Below are 15346 nucleotides of genomic sequence, written 5' to 3' on the forward strand. Positions count from 1 at the left end.
TAGTACAAACTCGAAAATTGTTTAGACAATTTACGTAATAATGTCTTTACTTGTTTGTGGATTTTGGTTTTCTTATTTCATGTTTAGTCGTAATAAGTTGTCTGAATTTTAGTAAAAATATTTTAGGGAAGTACACTTTTGTTTTAAAACAAAACCCACTACTAAAAACGAAAGTAGAAAGATTTATTTTACTTCCCGATACAATATGTAATTATCAATGATATTAAAGGCTTTCAGTATATTAGGCAACAAATAGCCAACAAGTACTAATTAATAAAGACTAATTGAGCACAAGTAAAGATAGATAACTACAATTACTAATTAGAATGTAAAAATGCATAAATATTTGAACATAAAAAAACCGCTCATTTTTGAGCGGTTTTTGAATTAAGAAATTAAACATTAACTAGCTACTCCAGAACCAATATAAATACTGTTTGATACTTGGATGCCGTCCTCTGAAATAAATGCCATATAGACCTCAACAGTATCTCCTGAGTATGTCGCAGGAATTGAAACTGTTTGCGTTCCGCCAGTTCTTGAAGCTCCATCTAAAACAGAGATAGATTCTTTTTGTGATGGATTGTAAATCAATAACATTGATTTGTCAGTAACATTTGCATTTCCTTGATCAGAATTGTCATCCCAATTAAATGTAACTTGGTTTGCGGTTGCTAGATCCATAGTAGGATTTAGTGCACCAGAGAGTACTCCTTTACTAACCAATGCTTTAGAATAGTCGACTTCAAAATCAGGGTCAACACCAGTAATCGCATTGTTTAAAACATAAGACATAGCTGCATTAAATGCAGTTTTCTTTATTGCAAGATTTTTATATCCTACACTAACAAAAGGCTTTACAGCCTGTAAAAATTCTAAGGTTGCAGTAAACTTTGTTCTTTGGTTTACTTGTCCCTTAGTTCTTGGATTGGCTACACTTGTAGGTTTAATCCTGATGTAGTTAATCCCTTTCCAGCTTCCACCGATAATGTTACCCACTTTACCTGAAAAACCACCTAAAATTCCCTGAGATATTTTACCCATTTTGAATTTGTATTAAATTAAACAATAATTATTCGGACTTGGTACGGCTTTGGCCTGAAGCATTCCCAATCCTATGTAATATATGGCAATAAGTATGCAATACTAATGAAGGGGTTTTTGTTTCATAGTATTGCATTCTTTTGCGTTATTAATTTTGACAATGTGAGAATTGTTAAGATGTCAGTAAGGCAATTTTCAATTTTTGGATTGTTTGAAGTTGCATTTTTAAATTTTCTTCAAACTGATTTATTTTTATAAGTTTTTCAACTTTGGAACTCCAATGGTCGAGCTTGTAATTTTGTAGTGCTGTTTGAATTACTTTATTTGCATCTGAGATACAAATAAATGGGATTACACTTCCTTTTAAGTAATAACCGAAAAACCTACCAATTTTAAGGGATAAACACAGGTAGTATAATGTTTGCCGGGTTTCTTCTGAATGCGTTGTAATCACAAAACAATTTGGACAAGGATCATCCATTGGCTTGCCACTGTTTAAGCCTTTAGATAAAATAAAAAAGTGCGGCGCGTTGTAGGTTCTTCCGGTTCGGTGGGTTTTGATTTCAAAAGTTGACATAGTTTCTGATTTAAAAATTATATGCTTCGGAAAGCGCTTCGCGCATATAATTTTTGGAAGAGAAAGAAAAAAGATAGCTGGACTGTTGGTTGTGGGGCAAATGCTGTCAAGGTTTTTGAGAAAAATACAACCTGTAAACAATGCTATTTTGAAATTAAACTTTTAGTGAGGTGGAGATTTTTTTCAAAACCCGTAGGGCTTGACCTTGATAGCGTTTATGAGGTGGATGGAGGGAACAACCTAATTTTGCAAACTTTTTTATTATTTTGAAGGACTATTGTTGTTGTATTAAAGAATCAAAAAAAGCAACTTTATTATTAAATTTGTTTTTTTTGTTGTCTCTGTCAATTCTATAATAAAATATAAAACCAAATAAAAGAACTAATTTAGGATTATGCTCTGTATTAAAAACTTGCCAAATAAATATTAAATAGATAATTAATAAGCTATCTAAATAAAATTCATTACGTTCATTATCTAATTTTACTTCAATAGGTATCTTTTTTTTTATAGCCTTATAATGTTTAGGAGAAAATTTATCAAAATTTTTATAACCTTTATTATTTAAATCAGCTTTAAAATCAAAAAAGCTATCATTTAATTCTTCTAGCTTTTCATAACTCCCATTTGTAAAACTAGCAGCTAACTCAACTTTTAAGATAGCTTTCATTTTACCCCAATTATTATCACCTTGCCAAAAGCATAATATATCATACGTTTCTTGAATTGTAAATGAGCGATATTTTTCCAAACCTAATGAAGTTAAATGTTCAAAGAAACGCCCCCTAAATGTATCTTTTGTTAAACCTGTTAATTTGTATAATAATTTTTTTTTAAGTTTAATTTGATCACCTATAACGTCAAATAAATAGTACAATAAATCATCTGAGGTTAAATTGGAACTTGTTATTTCTTCATCTTTTAAATCAATTAAGTTTAGAATATGAAGTATATAAATAATTTCACGTTTTAAGGATTTAAAATTATTATCAAGTAAAATACCTACTATATATAAAACATTTAAACCTTTAACGCGCTGAGTGGAATACTTTAAAGAGTTTTCTAAATCTAATAATTCATTTATTTTATTCATAGTAATAATTTGCACCTCTTTATTCAAAGATAACAAAGAGATGCAAATTTAAAACAAAATAATACTTAATTGTTTGGGTTCTCATCATAACCACGATCACTCCAGTAGGTATCGTTGTTTGGATTTAATTGATCTGAATGATTATCTAAATCATCTTTTGAATACTCGTAATCTTTGTCTAAAGCCATATCTTTTATTTTTAAATTATTTCAACAAATTTATTTACTTTCAAATGAGTTGAAAAGGAAATTTTAGTCGATAGTTTTTTTTTTGCAGGTAATCGCTAGACAAATGCGGTAGCATTTAGGCGAGCCGCCAGCGAGTTCGAACGTAGGGTGTTGGGGCAAGAGCACGTTGCCTTTTCGGCATAAGTGCGTGCAACAACTACGTGGTACACGCAAGGGTGGCACATTCGTCGGGGCTCAGTGCAGGCTATGTTTTTGAAGCAGGGGGAAAGGCAAGGGCAACAAATGATTGAAGCTATTGAAGGATGGTTTGCAGTTGTGTAGCTTGGAGTTTTACTGACTTATTTAGGCTAAGGAATTTGAGGAGTTTAAGGAATTTGAGGGAAAGTATAACTATGGCTACTACAACTGCAGGAGGGATGGCTGAAATAGCTGATTGAATGCGTTGCTCTTGTGCGCGTTTGCAATATGTAATAATCCGCTGTTTGCTTTTTAATCGGATGATGTTAGATATTTTAATCAAACATTTTTATTCAATTATGCTTATTACTTGCAGCGGTTATTTTATATGCAAAATGGGTGCTATCAAAAACTGTGACACCCTGATCAGCCCGAAGTGAGCAGCAGGCGAGCCAAATTATGTAATAGCGGTTTGCCCCTAATAATTATGGATTTATACCTTAATGGGTTTTAGGGGCAAAAGATAGCTATGCGTGAGCAATACGTGTATTGTGTGTAGTAAAATAAATAAATTGTGCTAAAATGAGTTGTGTCAACGAATTAGTGCAATTTATGGTAAGTACAAGGGAGTTTTGTTCTTTGTTTTTGGTTGCTTGTTGTTGGTTACTTAAAACTAAATTTATGTTTATTTATTAGAATACCCTTGTAATTATATTTTATGAAACTAAATGGAGCGTATTGCGAACACCTTATTACCTGCACGGATGTTTGTGGCTTGTTGTATTGTTTTTTATGGAAAAGGATTTCTTGTATGTTTCTAATTTGAATTGAAGTTCTTTTTAAAAAAAGAATAAAATATTGCACAATCAACTTTTTTATAGAAACCTCAATTTATTTAAAATATTGTTTGTTATTTGTCTTAAACAACTTATTTTTGAAAGTAAAATTGCTGAAACCTCCTGTACTTTGTGAAAAAATCATAGCGCTTTATTACTCTATTTTAAGTGCTTAATTAAAAAATAAATTTAAATGAAAAAGAGACAACAAGAAAATTTAGAGAACTTAATAATTGCAACGGAATTTCAACAAAACTTAAAAGAAGATACAGATCGTACGTGTGTATTATTAGCAGCTACATTTTTAGAAAGTGAACTTGAACGACTTTTAGAAACTAAATTAGTTGGAGATGCAGAGTTTAAATATCATTTATTTGATATTGATGCACCTTTAGGTACATTATCTGCTAAAACAAGAATATGTTATAGTTTAGGATTTATAAGTAAGCAGACGATGGAAAATATTGCTCTTATTGAGTTGCTAAATAATGCGTTTGAAGAACATTATAATTCAACTAGCTTTGAAGATTTAATGATGAATGAAAAGGTTTATAAACTGACTTCAAATTTATATTTTAAAAATGAAGTGCCTCCTAGACGTTATTTTAGCAATGTTGCATACAATACAGCTATGTTGATTCATTCTGGTTATAAAAAGAAATGTTTCAAGGAGAAAATACAACCAGAGATTGATGCTGACACTAAATTAAAGCAACGTAATGAAATTGAAAAGTTAGCTAATGAAATTATAAATGAACTAAATAAAAAATAGATTTATAACTATAATTTAATTTTAAACAGTTACAAATGAGCAAAGGCAAAAATAAATGCTTACCCTTCAGTAAGCTTTTATGCGGGGAATTGGAAGCTGTATATAGTGTAATGCAATGGAACGAAATACTGCTGTAAATGTGGATTGAACAATGCAGGATTACTTATTTGTTATGTGCACGGAATTTAATTCCGCCTATCGAAAATTTGAACATAAATAGAAAAATAGCAATGAAGGTTAAACATTGCTATTTTTGATTGAAATTATTTTTTTGGTTTTGGAGGATTGTTTCCTCTATCAGCACCGGATGGTTTGCCAGGGTTTTTACTTGGCCAATTTGGATTCGGTTTTGATGTTGTTGTTTTTTGTTTTGACATAGTCTTATATTTTTAATTTTGCTTACTTCTGTTTAAAGTCTTTTTTCTGCTTATTCCGACTTAATTTTAATTAATCATTTTCTTCTCTAGAGTGCCAATATTCATCATTGTTTGGGTTCAATTGATTTGAATGGTTATCTAAATCGGCTTGTGTTGGGTCATTTTTTAAATTTCTCATTTTAATTATTTTAAATTATTTAATAGATTTAAAGTAAGTGAATATTTAAATTCTTAGTTATTTACTAGAATTTTTATCAGCTGCACTTTGTGCCCTGGCAGCAAAACTTCCTTTTGTTGTATTTCCAGACTTTGAAGATGTGACAGCAGCTTTTTGTATTCTTGCAGCTGCAGGTTTTGACATAGATTTTGATTTACTCATAATATTTAATTTTTATTTAGTTATTGGTTTTACTTTTAAGAAGACTCTCTTCTATTAAAACCTATTTATACTTCAAATATCAAGAAGATTTCATTGTGTTTTCTCACTTTGTGATATAGTGCTCGTATTTGTGATATAAGTATTGTTTTTTGTGTTTTATTTAGAAAAATAATTTGAAAACAGTATTTTTAAGCCTTAATTAAGAATACACTCCCATTGTTTATGAAATTGTTTGTTGAGTTATTTATAAATTCAGAAAAGCTGAGAGATTTAGCTCCTTTATTGCTAGTTTTTATTGTGCTGATCCTTTTTAGAAACTGGTACAATCGTTACAAAAAACGCTCTTATAAGAGGTTAAACGTACAACTAAACGGTGTGTTAGATAAATTACAACAAGAGAATAAAGACTGTAAAGAAAATTTAAAAGAGCTTAAAATTATAGAAGATAAATTTCTCAGTAAAAAAAATGAGGTTCTTCAACTAAAACAACATATAGAAGAGTGTAATCAGAAATTTAAAATTACATTAAGCAAAAAAGATGCTGAAATAGCAGCACAAATAGAAAAGATAGACCATCTGGAAAAAGCTTATAAGCGCTATGTCAGTTTTAAAAATGTAGAAGCAAATAATACACGCCTTGGAGCACATTTTATAAAAAACGTAATAAGTCAGATTTATGAAGATTTAGAAGATTTACAATCTGGTTATAAAACATTTTTAGGTATTCAGTTTAAAATTAGAAAAACTAAACATAAGATACTTCCTATAAAAGCATTAAAAAACATCTTTAAACTTTTAGATTATAATGTTTCTGCTCTTAATAAAGACAACATCTCTTTAGAAGAAGAACTTGATCACATCCATTTATTTTTAGAACTGATTCAATATTTAAAACCCAGTACAAAAATTACATTGAATGATTCGTTAAGTAAAAGTCAAAAACACACTTTAAGAATTAAACCTACCTTATTTTTCCCTTTTATAGAAAATGCATTAAAACACGGTAGCTTGAATGAGGAAAACTCTTTTATAACGATAGAATTAAAAGAAAATAATGAAAAACAATTATGCTATTGTTTGGTAAATAGTACAGAACAAGCTATAGCTTGTCAAAATAAAGATTTAGGAGTAACAAACTTTGGGTTAAAATCTTTACAAGAATTGCTCAACGCGTACTATCCAAAAAGTACCCTAGAGCACAAAATATTACCAAATAATCAGTATTTATCTGAACTAACTTTAAGTTTAAATTAAATGATTCGCTATATACTTGTAGATGATGCCCCTGAAACTTTAAAAAAAGTAAAAGCAAAAATTGATACCATAGCTAAAGATTTTGATTTAGAACATATTGCTAGCTATGATAGCTCTAAAAAAGCATTTGAGAATATTAATAAAGAGGACTATGATTTATTAATAGTTGATTTTGAAATGCCCGTGTACAATGGAATTGAATTGGCTAAAAAAGTGGCTACTAATAAAAAAGTTATTTTTTTAACCTCCACAATAGCTAATGAAAAAAAGGTTATAAATAGCCTAGATATTTCAGGTTACCTAAGTAAGCCTTTTGAAGTTGAAGAGTTTAAAACCATATTAAAAAACAAGGTGATTGGCAACATAATTACCAATACCTCATTTAACAAAAGTGAGTTATTAACTTTTGCGGAAGGTGTCACACAGGATGTAGGTATCCGTCCATATAAAACGTATTATATTACTTCTTCTAGAAATTATAAAGGCGAACAATCTAAGACTAATTATGTTCATTTTTTTGGAGAAAATGATGAAGTTATTGTACCCAATGTTAGAATTAGTATTAATGAATTATCTGAAAAATTAAAACCTTATGGTTTTGAAAAAATCAATCAGAGTACTATTGTTAATTTTTCTAAGATTCACAAACGAAACAACAATGAGCTTACTTTAATAGATTGTGAAGAAAAGTTTACTATTGGTGATCGAGAAAAACCAGGAATAATAACCAAAATACGTTCTATTTTTGGCATCAAATAACAACTTTGCACTGCAGTTTGTGTTGAATGCGGATTTGTTGGTAGTTTCTATAATGTTGAGATTCTGAATCAACATTTCGACCCTTCGATAAACTCAGGGCAGGCTCAGCTCAATGTGACATCTTTAGAATGACGTTTAAAGTGAAAATACTGCTGTAAATGGGGGTTACCAATAGCTTTTTTTCTTTGGTTTTAAAGTTTCTCGGTCTATATCTTCTAGTAATTCTACATTTTTTTCAATGAAAGGATCGTACCAATCTGCTTTTTCAATTGCCCAATCAATCCATTCTTTTTTTACTTTATCTAATGTGTTTGTTTTTATTGTGTATTCTTTAAATTCTTTGATGTAATTTCTAATATATTGTGATTTATGCCATCTTGTAGCTGTTTGAAAAAGGGACTCAAACTTAGAAAATTCTTCATCTTTCTTTTTTTGTAGTGCTTCTTTTTTCGCTCTAATTTTTGCTTGTTGCCTATGCCATATATCCATTTCTATTTTTTCTTGCTCATCTTTTTTTGCTCTTAATTCTAACCAAGCTAATATATCAATTAGCTTATCTTCTAATTTTTTTGTTTTACTATCAGACCATTCCTTTATTGGGTATAGTTGGTCTATTTTTAATGATAAATTCCCTGTAGGTACAAGATCAAATGAATCCCAACTATAATCAGTTTCACGTTTTACTCTTTTATTTTTTTCGGTTAGCCTTAAGTGGTAAGAATGATTTTTAATTGTTACTGTAGTTCTATGGGGTACCTCTAATTTATAGCCTCTTTTTTCAATTATTTTTACAAGTGTATCCATAAATCTTAACGCTCTTGGGAAAAGATTATCTGAAACATTTATACTTAAAACATTGGTGTAATCAATAACCATATTCCAATCTCTTTTTTTAGTACGAATTTGAACTTTTTCGTGATGTAATTTTGTTGCAATGATGAATTTATGAGGCTTCATAAGTTTGTTTGGAACTGTATAAGAAATAGTAGGTTCACTTTTAATTTCTTTTTTAATAAGGGATAAAGTAGTTTGCGGATGTTCTTGATACGTCAGTTTTCCCTCTACTAATTTTAAACCTGTTTCTTTATCATCGTCTTTAATTTTTGGTAAAGGTGGGATTTCAACTTTTTTATTGAATTTTAATTTAGACCAATAACCAGAAGAAGGTGTAGGGATTTCTAGTTTTTTACAAATATTTCTTATGGTATCAGCAGGGATGTTGTGTTCTTTTGCAATTGTTGTTATTGACGTTTTCCAAATTAGAATGTATAATTCTTTGCGAGATATTTTTTTTATTGAGTCCATTACATTTTACTTAATTTATGAATAAAATTAAAGAATATTTAATTGAATTATATATTGAGACTCTGAAACAAGTTCAGGGTGACGTAATAGGTGTTTTAATGAGGTGTTAGATCACTTTACTGCTTTGGGAATGACGTTTTTTGATGAGATCCCCGCCTGCGCGAGGATGACGTTTTGCCTCTCGATACAATTTAGTTTTGCTATGCTGCACAAAATCACTCGAGGTGACGGGCATTTAGAAATTAGTATCTTGTATATTTATGAATGAGGCGTATTAATTAATGTTATTATGGATTTGCTAAAAGGTTTACAATAACTTTAATCATCATATCTTTTTCGTTTGGGTTACTTTGTGCAATCATTAAAGTTAAAGCTACTAAGGTGCTATCGGCTATTATTTTTGCGCCATTTGATTGATATAATAGCTTGTTTCTTTCTAAAAACCATACGAATAGAAATGCTGCGATTCTTTTATTTCCATCAGTGAAGGAATGATTTTTAACTACAAAGTAGAGTAGGTGTGCGGCTTTTTCTTCAATGGTTTTGTACAATTCTATACCATCAAATGTTTGGTAAATGTTTTCTAATGAACCTTTGAAAGAATCGTCTTTTTCTTTGCCAAATAAGCCTTCAAATTTTGTTTGTTTTCCTAATTCGTTGATGGCATTTCGTGCTTCAACATAGTTTATTTTTACAACTTCAGCAGCACTTGTAGTTGGTAATTTTAAGCGTTGATGATCGTAGTCGTCTAATAAATCTAAGGCAGTGCTATAACTTGCAATTACTTTGATTAAACCTTGAGCTTCATCGGTTTCTAAATGATATTCTGAAATTACATTTTCTTGTAATTGTACTATCTTTTTTAGTTCTTGAAGCTGTTGTGTTGTTTGTTGTAAGCGTTTTTCATTGACTGCGAACCCTTTTATTAAATAGTCTTTTAATATTTGATTAGCCCATATTCTGAATTGTGTACCTTTAGCAGAACTTACACGGTAACCTACAGCTAAAATAATATCTAAGTTATAATATTCTATGGTACGTTTAACTTTTCTTTTACCTTCTTCTTGAACTGTTGCATTTTTTGCAACAGTTGCATAATAGGCTAATTCTTCTTCTTTGAAAATATTTTTAATATGACGTGAGATTACAGATTTATCTCTGTCAAAAAGTTCAGCAATTTGATTTAAAGTTAACCACAAAGATTCATTGTCGTAGGTGATTTCAACTTCAACTTGATTTTCTTTTTTATAAATGATGATCTCACTCATTTTCTTTCATTTTCAATTTGCAATGTTGTGTAGGAAATACCGACATACCACTTCTAATATTAATCCAATAATTTTTGTTTATTCATTGTATTACAAATATATTGTTTTTAAGGTGAATAAATAGTGACTAGATAAGATTCTGAAACAACACTTTGACCCTTCGATAAGCACAGGGTAGGCTAAGCCCAGTGTGACATCTTCAGAATGACGTGTTGCCTCTCGATACAATTTTGTTTTGCTATGCTGCACAAAATCACTCGAGGTGACGGGAATTAAGATTTCTAATACGTTATAAAAACCATAATTTATTATTTGATGTATCGTTAGGGGTTGCATTGAAGCGTGGCGCTATTTGTGCTAACATTTCGGGATATTTAATTGTTACGGGTACATTTTGTTGTCGCATTGATTTCCAATATAAACGACTAAATTGATAGACTTGGGTTAAGAGTTTTAATATGACTTCATTATCTTCCAAAGCATCTTTGTCTGGACTGCTGATGCTTATTTTAATAGGGAAGTGGTATCCTTCAGATGCTGGATAGTTATCATAATCGGTATAACGCGCGTTGTTGAATAAAAGGTATTTGTTATTGCCTATGCGAACGTAGGTGCCACTTTTTGGCATTAGTTTATTGTGCCAATTTAGGTCGTAGGCGAAAATATCTTCGCTATCGGTTTTATTGATGTTTAAAATGTAGAGAGGAATATTTAAGTTTAATTTATTCATCCCATCTATAATTGGTTTTAATTCTTCATAGCGCATTTCTTTATAGAAATGTATCACTACTTTGTCGGCTTGCGCCACAGAGGTGAAATCGCGAATGGCTTTACAGATACTGCCAGCTAATTGTTTTGTTTCGTTGTTTGTAAAGTAATGAAAACGACTAAATAAGCCATTGTTTTGAAAGCTAAATGCACTTGCAATATACCGTCTGTTTTCATCTCGATTGGTAAATGCACCTACGCCAATTACTAATTCTTTTTGGGCTGTTACGGCTAATTTCCAAGGTGTACCGCCCAATTTTGCGTGTAGTGCCAATGAAATATTATTTAAATGCCATTGGTAATTTTTTATATTTTTTTTAAGGTCGTTATGGTCTATTACCTGAGTTACAATTTTTTCATTTAACAACAATTCTTTAACACGGTAATACATTATTTTTTCTTGTGGGTCTTGTGTAGATTTACTTACAGGACTTATAAAAAAGGCAGCATAGGCTACGTTATCATTAAATGTTAAAGTGCCTAATTGTTCTTCAATTTCGGGAATGGGATTGGAAAGGTTTTTATATTTGATGAAATGTTCATTTGCTAAACCAATTTTTAAATTTAAGAACTTTTCAATTCCAGGAAAATTATTGGTAATGCCTTTTGTTAAATGGTCATATAGCAGTCTGATTGTTTCTTGATGGGTCTCGTGGTGTATAAAGAAAATTTTAATATTTGGATTTGGAGGACGGCCATAAGGTTTGAAATTTGGCAAATCGAATTTAGGAACCTTACCTGTGTTTTTATTGCCATATTCTAAAGTGCCTAACTGTGGGCTTATGTGGTTGATACGGTTTTGTGGCACATCAATAAAATCATCATCGTATAATGGTAAGATTTCTTTAAATTCATTGGTTATTAATTCACGGTTTTTAAAAGCATTTAAAATAGTGAGGTATTTTTTATAGCGGTTTTCACGAGAAGGTACTTCTAAAGGAATATTTAATGCACGGCCTAATTTTAAATTGAAAATAGGGTAGGCTTCGTTTAAATTGATACTGTTGAAATATGCTTCTTTTTCAGGGGTGTCTATTTTTTTTTGATAGTTGTATATTTTAGTCCCTATGATTGTTTTGCTAATGAGTGTAGAATCTTCAATTTCGGCTACTGACTTTTTCAATACTTTTGAAGTGCCATCGTAGGAAACGACCAATTCGGGGTACTCTGTTACTTGTGCGAATTGGATTTTTAAAGAAAACTTATAGTGTAATTGAAAATGTGGATTTTTAGTGTTTTTACCAGGAATCCATACTTGGGTATCGCGCACAAAGTTTTTATCTACAACATATCCTTTATTTAGAAAATGTTGTTTTACTTTATTTTTTAAATATTGTTTGTAAATGTGCAATTCCTGTTTAAACATTTTTATTTGAATAGGAATCCCGTTTGGTGATGGGGTGTCAAATGTTGTAAAAATAAATTCGGTTTCCTTTGTGTTTAAATTAGGAAACGCTTTTAAAATATTTTCACTGAATTTGGAGTGGTGTATTCTGTGGCTGCCTTCAATGTCGTTTAATGTAAAATAAAACGTAGTTTTAATTTCTGGCCAATCAAAGGACAGGATGTTGCATTTTAAGTGTTCTTTCATAGGTTTATTATCTTTTTTTGGGCAATTATTAATGTATTAGTTACATAAAGTATTTGTTTTATATGATGAAATATTTTGATAAGTAGCGTTGTTTTAGTTTTGTTATAGCATTTATATTAATTGATTATAAAATTAAATTTTCTTTAATGCGATTTGCAACAATTTCAATAATTTTTTTTGCTTCTGGTTGATGATTGGTTGTTATTTGATGTGCTACACTTGTAGCCCAAGCACGCTGAACTGTTATTAATTTTTCAGGATTAATTAAATCTGAGGGTGAATTATATGCTAAATTTTTATGTTTCATTTTTTTAAGAAATATTGGTTTTATGGTTTCCCAATCTTTTTTTGAAAAATTATTTGTTAGTTCATACAAATCATAAAAATCTCTTGGAGCTGTGTAAGAACGTTGTTTTAATGCTCTCAATTTTTCAGAAACTACTTCATTTATTGCATAGCAATTTATTGTAGTTTCACCCGATAAATTATCTGAATAAGGATGAAATATCTGTTGATTAGGTGTTGGTAATAGTATTATTTCCTCTGTGCTTATTTCTAATTTTAATTTAGTATGCCATCTATTTGGTGGTAGTGGTTGTTGATTTTTTAAATGATTTGCGCCCCAGTACTTTATTATTACCTGAAACCCTTTTGGAATTTTATTGTGTTGCAATAGCGTTATAGGTTCACAAAAAAGTTGAATGCCACTTGTGTTTGCAATTTCATCACTAATTGTTTTTAATATTTTTTCATCTAAATTAAATGTTGGTTCTATGGATGAGAAATCTAAATCTTCAGAGAATCGATAGTTTTCTATATAACATTTACGTAAACAGGTGCCGCCTTTAAAAATTAGTTTATCGCCATAGTATTTTGAAAAAACCGATAAAAAATGTCCTAATACATAGTCTTTATCTACTGTATCTGGTGGTACTTGCCACAACTGTGATTTTTCTCGTATTTCTTTTTGAAAAATCATATTAGTAATTGATTTCAGTCATTTTTAAAATTGCTTCTTCAGGTACATTTAAACGTAATTTCCAGATTGCATTAAATTCACCTTCATTAAAACCACCTGCATCTATTAGATTGTAGCGTTTATTTACTTGTTTTTGAGCATACGAAATAAACGACTTTAATTTTATAGGGTGAAATAAACTAGCCAAATAACCCAATCGTTTTGTTAAAGCAATATTGTTGTACGCTTTTGTATAGGTAATTAAATTTGTAGGACTTAATGCTGCATTTGCGAATGCTTTTATTAAGTTTTCAAAATCACCTGCATACCGTGGTTGATCAAAACAATCAATAAGTGACATTTCAATATTGGTGATTGGATAAGCGTTATCTGCATATCCATTTTTTATTATCCCTATATTTTTTTGAGGCTTTACTGTTATAAATTGTATTTCTGTTCCAAATAAATTAATAGCACGTTTACGAGCAGTTGTTTTTATGAAAATTTTATTAGGAAAACGTTCGGTAAGTTCGTGTAAATGCAAGGCAGACCAATAGGCTACCGCACCACCATTTGAAATAAAGGAAGCTAATACATAAGGATTGGTGTAGTTTTCTTTGGTGTATTTTCCACGCTCAATACGATTTATTAATTGTTTATCGACTAAATTTTCTAATACTTCGTTTAAATTTTTAAACTGATGGTTCATTCTATTTTCAATGTCTTGCATTAAAAAATAGGAAATTTCATAACTATCTAACAGTTTTAAAAACTGTAGTTGTTCTTTGGTTACATTTTTTGATTTATAAACACCATCTGCCATTGTTTTTTGTGTTGCTAAAAGACCTAATTATTGGGTCTTATTGTTACGTAATGTGTAAAGTTAATTAATTTATCTAAATACACACCATTGATTTCTATTGTATTTTATCAAAATGATTTTCACTGAATTTTGAGTGGTGTATTCTGTGGCTGCCTTCAATGTTGTTTAATGTAAAATAAAACGTAGGTTTAATTTCTGGCCAATCAAAGGTCAGGATGTTGTATTTTAAGTGTTCTTTCATAGGTTTATTATCTTTTTTCGGGCAATTATTATATTTTCTATTTCATTCTATATTTTTAGTTGATAGTTGATGTTTTTTAGACTTTACACTCATTGAGATTTAAGGTGTTGGCTTTTGGTTATTTGTAGCTAACATTTTTACAGGATCAATTACGGGTAAAATGAGGTTGTTTAATTTTGTTTCGGATAGTTTTCCGAAAAGAATACCGCGTGCGGTTGAAAAGCTAATTCCTAAAATTGTAGCAATAAATAACCCGCTAAATATTGGTCGGTTATTGGCATCGTTTTCATAATGATCTTTTAAATCAGTTATTTTATAATGAAAGTCGATGTTGAATTTTACCCCAATAGTAGCATCAGTTTTTAATAATAGATTGATGAGTAATTGAATTTTTATTCGTTCATCTTCTAAATTGTGTTGCACTTTATGCGCTACATTAAAATCAAAATCAGCATCGTTATCCGTAATAGCATCGTTTATATAACTATCTATTATTTCAATTTTAAATGGATGAATTTTAGCCGGTATTATTTTATTTTTTTCCATTATACGGCATTACTATAGTATGTGTCTTCGTATTTATCAATAGCATTGGGCAGGTCTTTTGAGCCACCAGGGACTGAGCCTAAATAGATATATGCAGGTTCTAAGTTTAATAAATCAATGTTTAAAGCAACTTCCATTTTTGTAATGCTTTTTAAAGTAAGGTTGTGTAAACCTGTTAACCATTTTGTAATTTCAGAAGGCTTTTTGTCTAACATTTTGGCAAATTCACCTTTTTTAATTCCTCTTTCTTTTAAAACGGTGTTTACTTTTTCAGTAATGGCTAAATTTCTTTCTAAAAATTTATCAATTTCTGGATTGGCGTTGGTTTCTAGCCAATTATCTAAACTATTTTCTTGAGGGAAGTTCATTTGTTTAAATTTTATTTTTTAG

General features: G+C 30.0%; 15 protein-coding genes. 3 read left to right on the forward strand and 12 right to left on the reverse strand.

The features are described from left to right. Positions 1-402: 402 nt before the first annotated feature. The 4 genes from EC396_RS09090 to EC396_RS18210 all read right to left on the reverse strand — a co-directional run bounded on the left by EC396_RS09090 (position 403) and on the right by EC396_RS18210 (position 2902). Complete coding sequence (locus EC396_RS09090; protein ID WP_129366392.1) at positions 403-1044, reverse strand: DUF6266 family protein; 642 nt, start codon at positions 1042-1044, stop codon at positions 403-405. Positions 1045-1216: 172 nt separating this feature from the next. Further along, the gene (locus tag EC396_RS09095) at positions 1217-1621 is read right to left on the reverse strand and encodes a hypothetical protein (protein WP_129366393.1); all 405 of its coding nucleotides are present in this window, start codon (positions 1619-1621) and stop codon (positions 1217-1219) included. A 274-nt stretch (positions 1622-1895) separates the two neighbouring features. Then, on the reverse strand, positions 1896-2714 hold the full coding sequence (locus EC396_RS09100) for a hypothetical protein (protein ID WP_129366394.1): 819 nt from the start codon (positions 2712-2714) through the stop codon (positions 1896-1898). Between the two features lie 65 nt (positions 2715-2779). Next, a complete protein-coding gene (locus EC396_RS18210) occupies positions 2780-2902 on the reverse strand; it encodes a hypothetical protein (RefSeq protein WP_255421338.1) in 123 nt (40 codons plus the stop codon). Positions 2903-4108: 1206 nt separating this feature from the next. Between EC396_RS18210 and EC396_RS09105 the strand changes: the two genes are divergently transcribed. Next, positions 4109-4687 (forward strand): MltR family transcriptional regulator, encoded by a 579-nt coding sequence (locus EC396_RS09105; protein WP_129366395.1) that lies wholly within the window; start codon positions 4109-4111, stop codon positions 4685-4687. Between the two features lie 612 nt (positions 4688-5299). Here the strand turns inward: EC396_RS09105 and EC396_RS09110 are convergent. Next, positions 5300-5443 carry a hypothetical protein gene (locus EC396_RS09110; RefSeq protein ID WP_129366396.1) on the reverse strand — a complete coding sequence of 48 codons (144 nt, stop codon included), beginning with the start codon at positions 5441-5443 and terminating at the stop codon, positions 5300-5302. A gap of 222 nt (positions 5444-5665) precedes the next feature. Here EC396_RS09110 and EC396_RS09115 point away from each other — a divergent pair, with 222 nt between their 5' ends. Together EC396_RS09115 and EC396_RS09120 are read left to right on the forward strand one after the other, a co-directional pair. Next, positions 5666-6697, forward strand: a complete 1032-nt coding sequence (locus EC396_RS09115; protein ID WP_129366397.1) for a hypothetical protein — start codon at positions 5666-5668, stop codon at positions 6695-6697. Next, positions 6698-7456, forward strand: a complete 759-nt coding sequence (locus EC396_RS09120; protein ID WP_129366398.1) for a LytTR family DNA-binding domain-containing protein — start codon at positions 6698-6700, stop codon at positions 7454-7456. It abuts the gene before it with no gap. Between the two features lie 165 nt (positions 7457-7621). On the opposite strand, the gene EC396_RS09125 is transcribed toward EC396_RS09120, so the two are convergent. From EC396_RS09125 to EC396_RS09155, 7 genes are all read right to left on the reverse strand, one after another. After that, positions 7622-8761, reverse strand: a complete 1140-nt coding sequence (locus EC396_RS09125; protein ID WP_129366399.1) for a hypothetical protein — start codon at positions 8759-8761, stop codon at positions 7622-7624. Between the two features lie 287 nt (positions 8762-9048). Then, entirely contained in the window at positions 9049-10029 is a 981-nt protein-coding gene (gene rhuM, locus EC396_RS09130) for a virulence protein RhuM/Fic/DOC family protein (protein ID WP_129366400.1), read from the reverse strand. Positions 10030-10318: 289 nt separating this feature from the next. Beyond that, on the reverse strand, positions 10319-12388 hold the full coding sequence (locus EC396_RS09135) for a Piwi domain-containing protein (RefSeq protein ID WP_129366401.1): 2070 nt from the start codon (positions 12386-12388) through the stop codon (positions 10319-10321). Between the two features lie 124 nt (positions 12389-12512). Further along, a complete protein-coding gene (locus tag EC396_RS09140) occupies positions 12513-13367 on the reverse strand; it encodes a nucleotidyl transferase AbiEii/AbiGii toxin family protein (protein WP_129366402.1) in 855 nt (284 codons plus the stop codon). A gap of 1 nt (position 13368) precedes the next feature. Beyond that, complete coding sequence (locus EC396_RS09145) at positions 13369-14169, reverse strand: hypothetical protein (RefSeq protein WP_129366403.1); 801 nt, start codon at positions 14167-14169, stop codon at positions 13369-13371. Between the two features lie 340 nt (positions 14170-14509). Further along, positions 14510-14956 carry a hypothetical protein gene (locus EC396_RS09150; protein ID WP_129366404.1) on the reverse strand — a complete coding sequence of 149 codons (447 nt, stop codon included), beginning with the start codon at positions 14954-14956 and terminating at the stop codon, positions 14510-14512. Then, positions 14956-15324, reverse strand: a complete 369-nt coding sequence (locus EC396_RS09155; protein ID WP_129366405.1) for a helix-turn-helix transcriptional regulator — start codon at positions 15322-15324, stop codon at positions 14956-14958. Before EC396_RS09155 ends, EC396_RS09150 begins: the two co-directional genes overlap by 1 nt. Between the last annotated feature and the right edge of the window lie 22 nt (positions 15325-15346).

Source organism: Lutibacter sp. HS1-25 (assembly GCF_004121075.1).
Classification (GTDB): domain Bacteria; phylum Bacteroidota; class Bacteroidia; order Flavobacteriales; family Flavobacteriaceae; genus Lutibacter.

Coding starts and splice junctions, on each gene's coding strand:
- EC396_RS09115 (WP_129366397.1), top strand. CDS start 5,666: ATGAAATTGTTTGTTGAGTTATTTATAAATTCAGAAAAGCTGAGAGAT.
- EC396_RS09155 (WP_129366405.1), bottom strand. CDS start 15,324: ATGAACTTCCCTCAAGAAAATAGTTTAGATAATTGGCTAGAAACCAAC.
- EC396_RS09090 (WP_129366392.1), bottom strand. CDS start 1,044: ATGGGTAAAATATCTCAGGGAATTTTAGGTGGTTTTTCAGGTAAAGTG.
- EC396_RS09145 (WP_129366403.1), bottom strand. CDS start 14,169: ATGGCAGATGGTGTTTATAAATCAAAAAATGTAACCAAAGAACAACTA.
- EC396_RS09105 (WP_129366395.1), top strand. CDS start 4,109: ATGAAAAAGAGACAACAAGAAAATTTAGAGAACTTAATAATTGCAACG.
- EC396_RS09125 (WP_129366399.1), bottom strand. CDS start 8,761: ATGGACTCAATAAAAAAAATATCTCGCAAAGAATTATACATTCTAATT.
- EC396_RS09120 (WP_129366398.1), top strand. CDS start 6,698: ATGATTCGCTATATACTTGTAGATGATGCCCCTGAAACTTTAAAAAAA.
- rhuM (WP_129366400.1), bottom strand. CDS start 10,029: ATGAGTGAGATCATCATTTATAAAAAAGAAAATCAAGTTGAAGTTGAA.
- EC396_RS09110 (WP_129366396.1), bottom strand. CDS start 5,443: ATGAGTAAATCAAAATCTATGTCAAAACCTGCAGCTGCAAGAATACAA.
- EC396_RS09095 (WP_129366393.1), bottom strand. CDS start 1,621: ATGTCAACTTTTGAAATCAAAACCCACCGAACCGGAAGAACCTACAAC.
- EC396_RS09140 (WP_129366402.1), bottom strand. CDS start 13,367: ATGATTTTTCAAAAAGAAATACGAGAAAAATCACAGTTGTGGCAAGTA.
- EC396_RS18210 (WP_255421338.1), bottom strand. CDS start 2,902: ATGGCTTTAGACAAAGATTACGAGTATTCAAAAGATGATTTAGATAAT.
- EC396_RS09100 (WP_129366394.1), bottom strand. CDS start 2,714: ATGAATAAAATAAATGAATTATTAGATTTAGAAAACTCTTTAAAGTAT.
- EC396_RS09135 (WP_129366401.1), bottom strand. CDS start 12,388: ATGAAAGAACACTTAAAATGCAACATCCTGTCCTTTGATTGGCCAGAA.
- EC396_RS09150 (WP_129366404.1), bottom strand. CDS start 14,956: ATGGAAAAAAATAAAATAATACCGGCTAAAATTCATCCATTTAAAATT.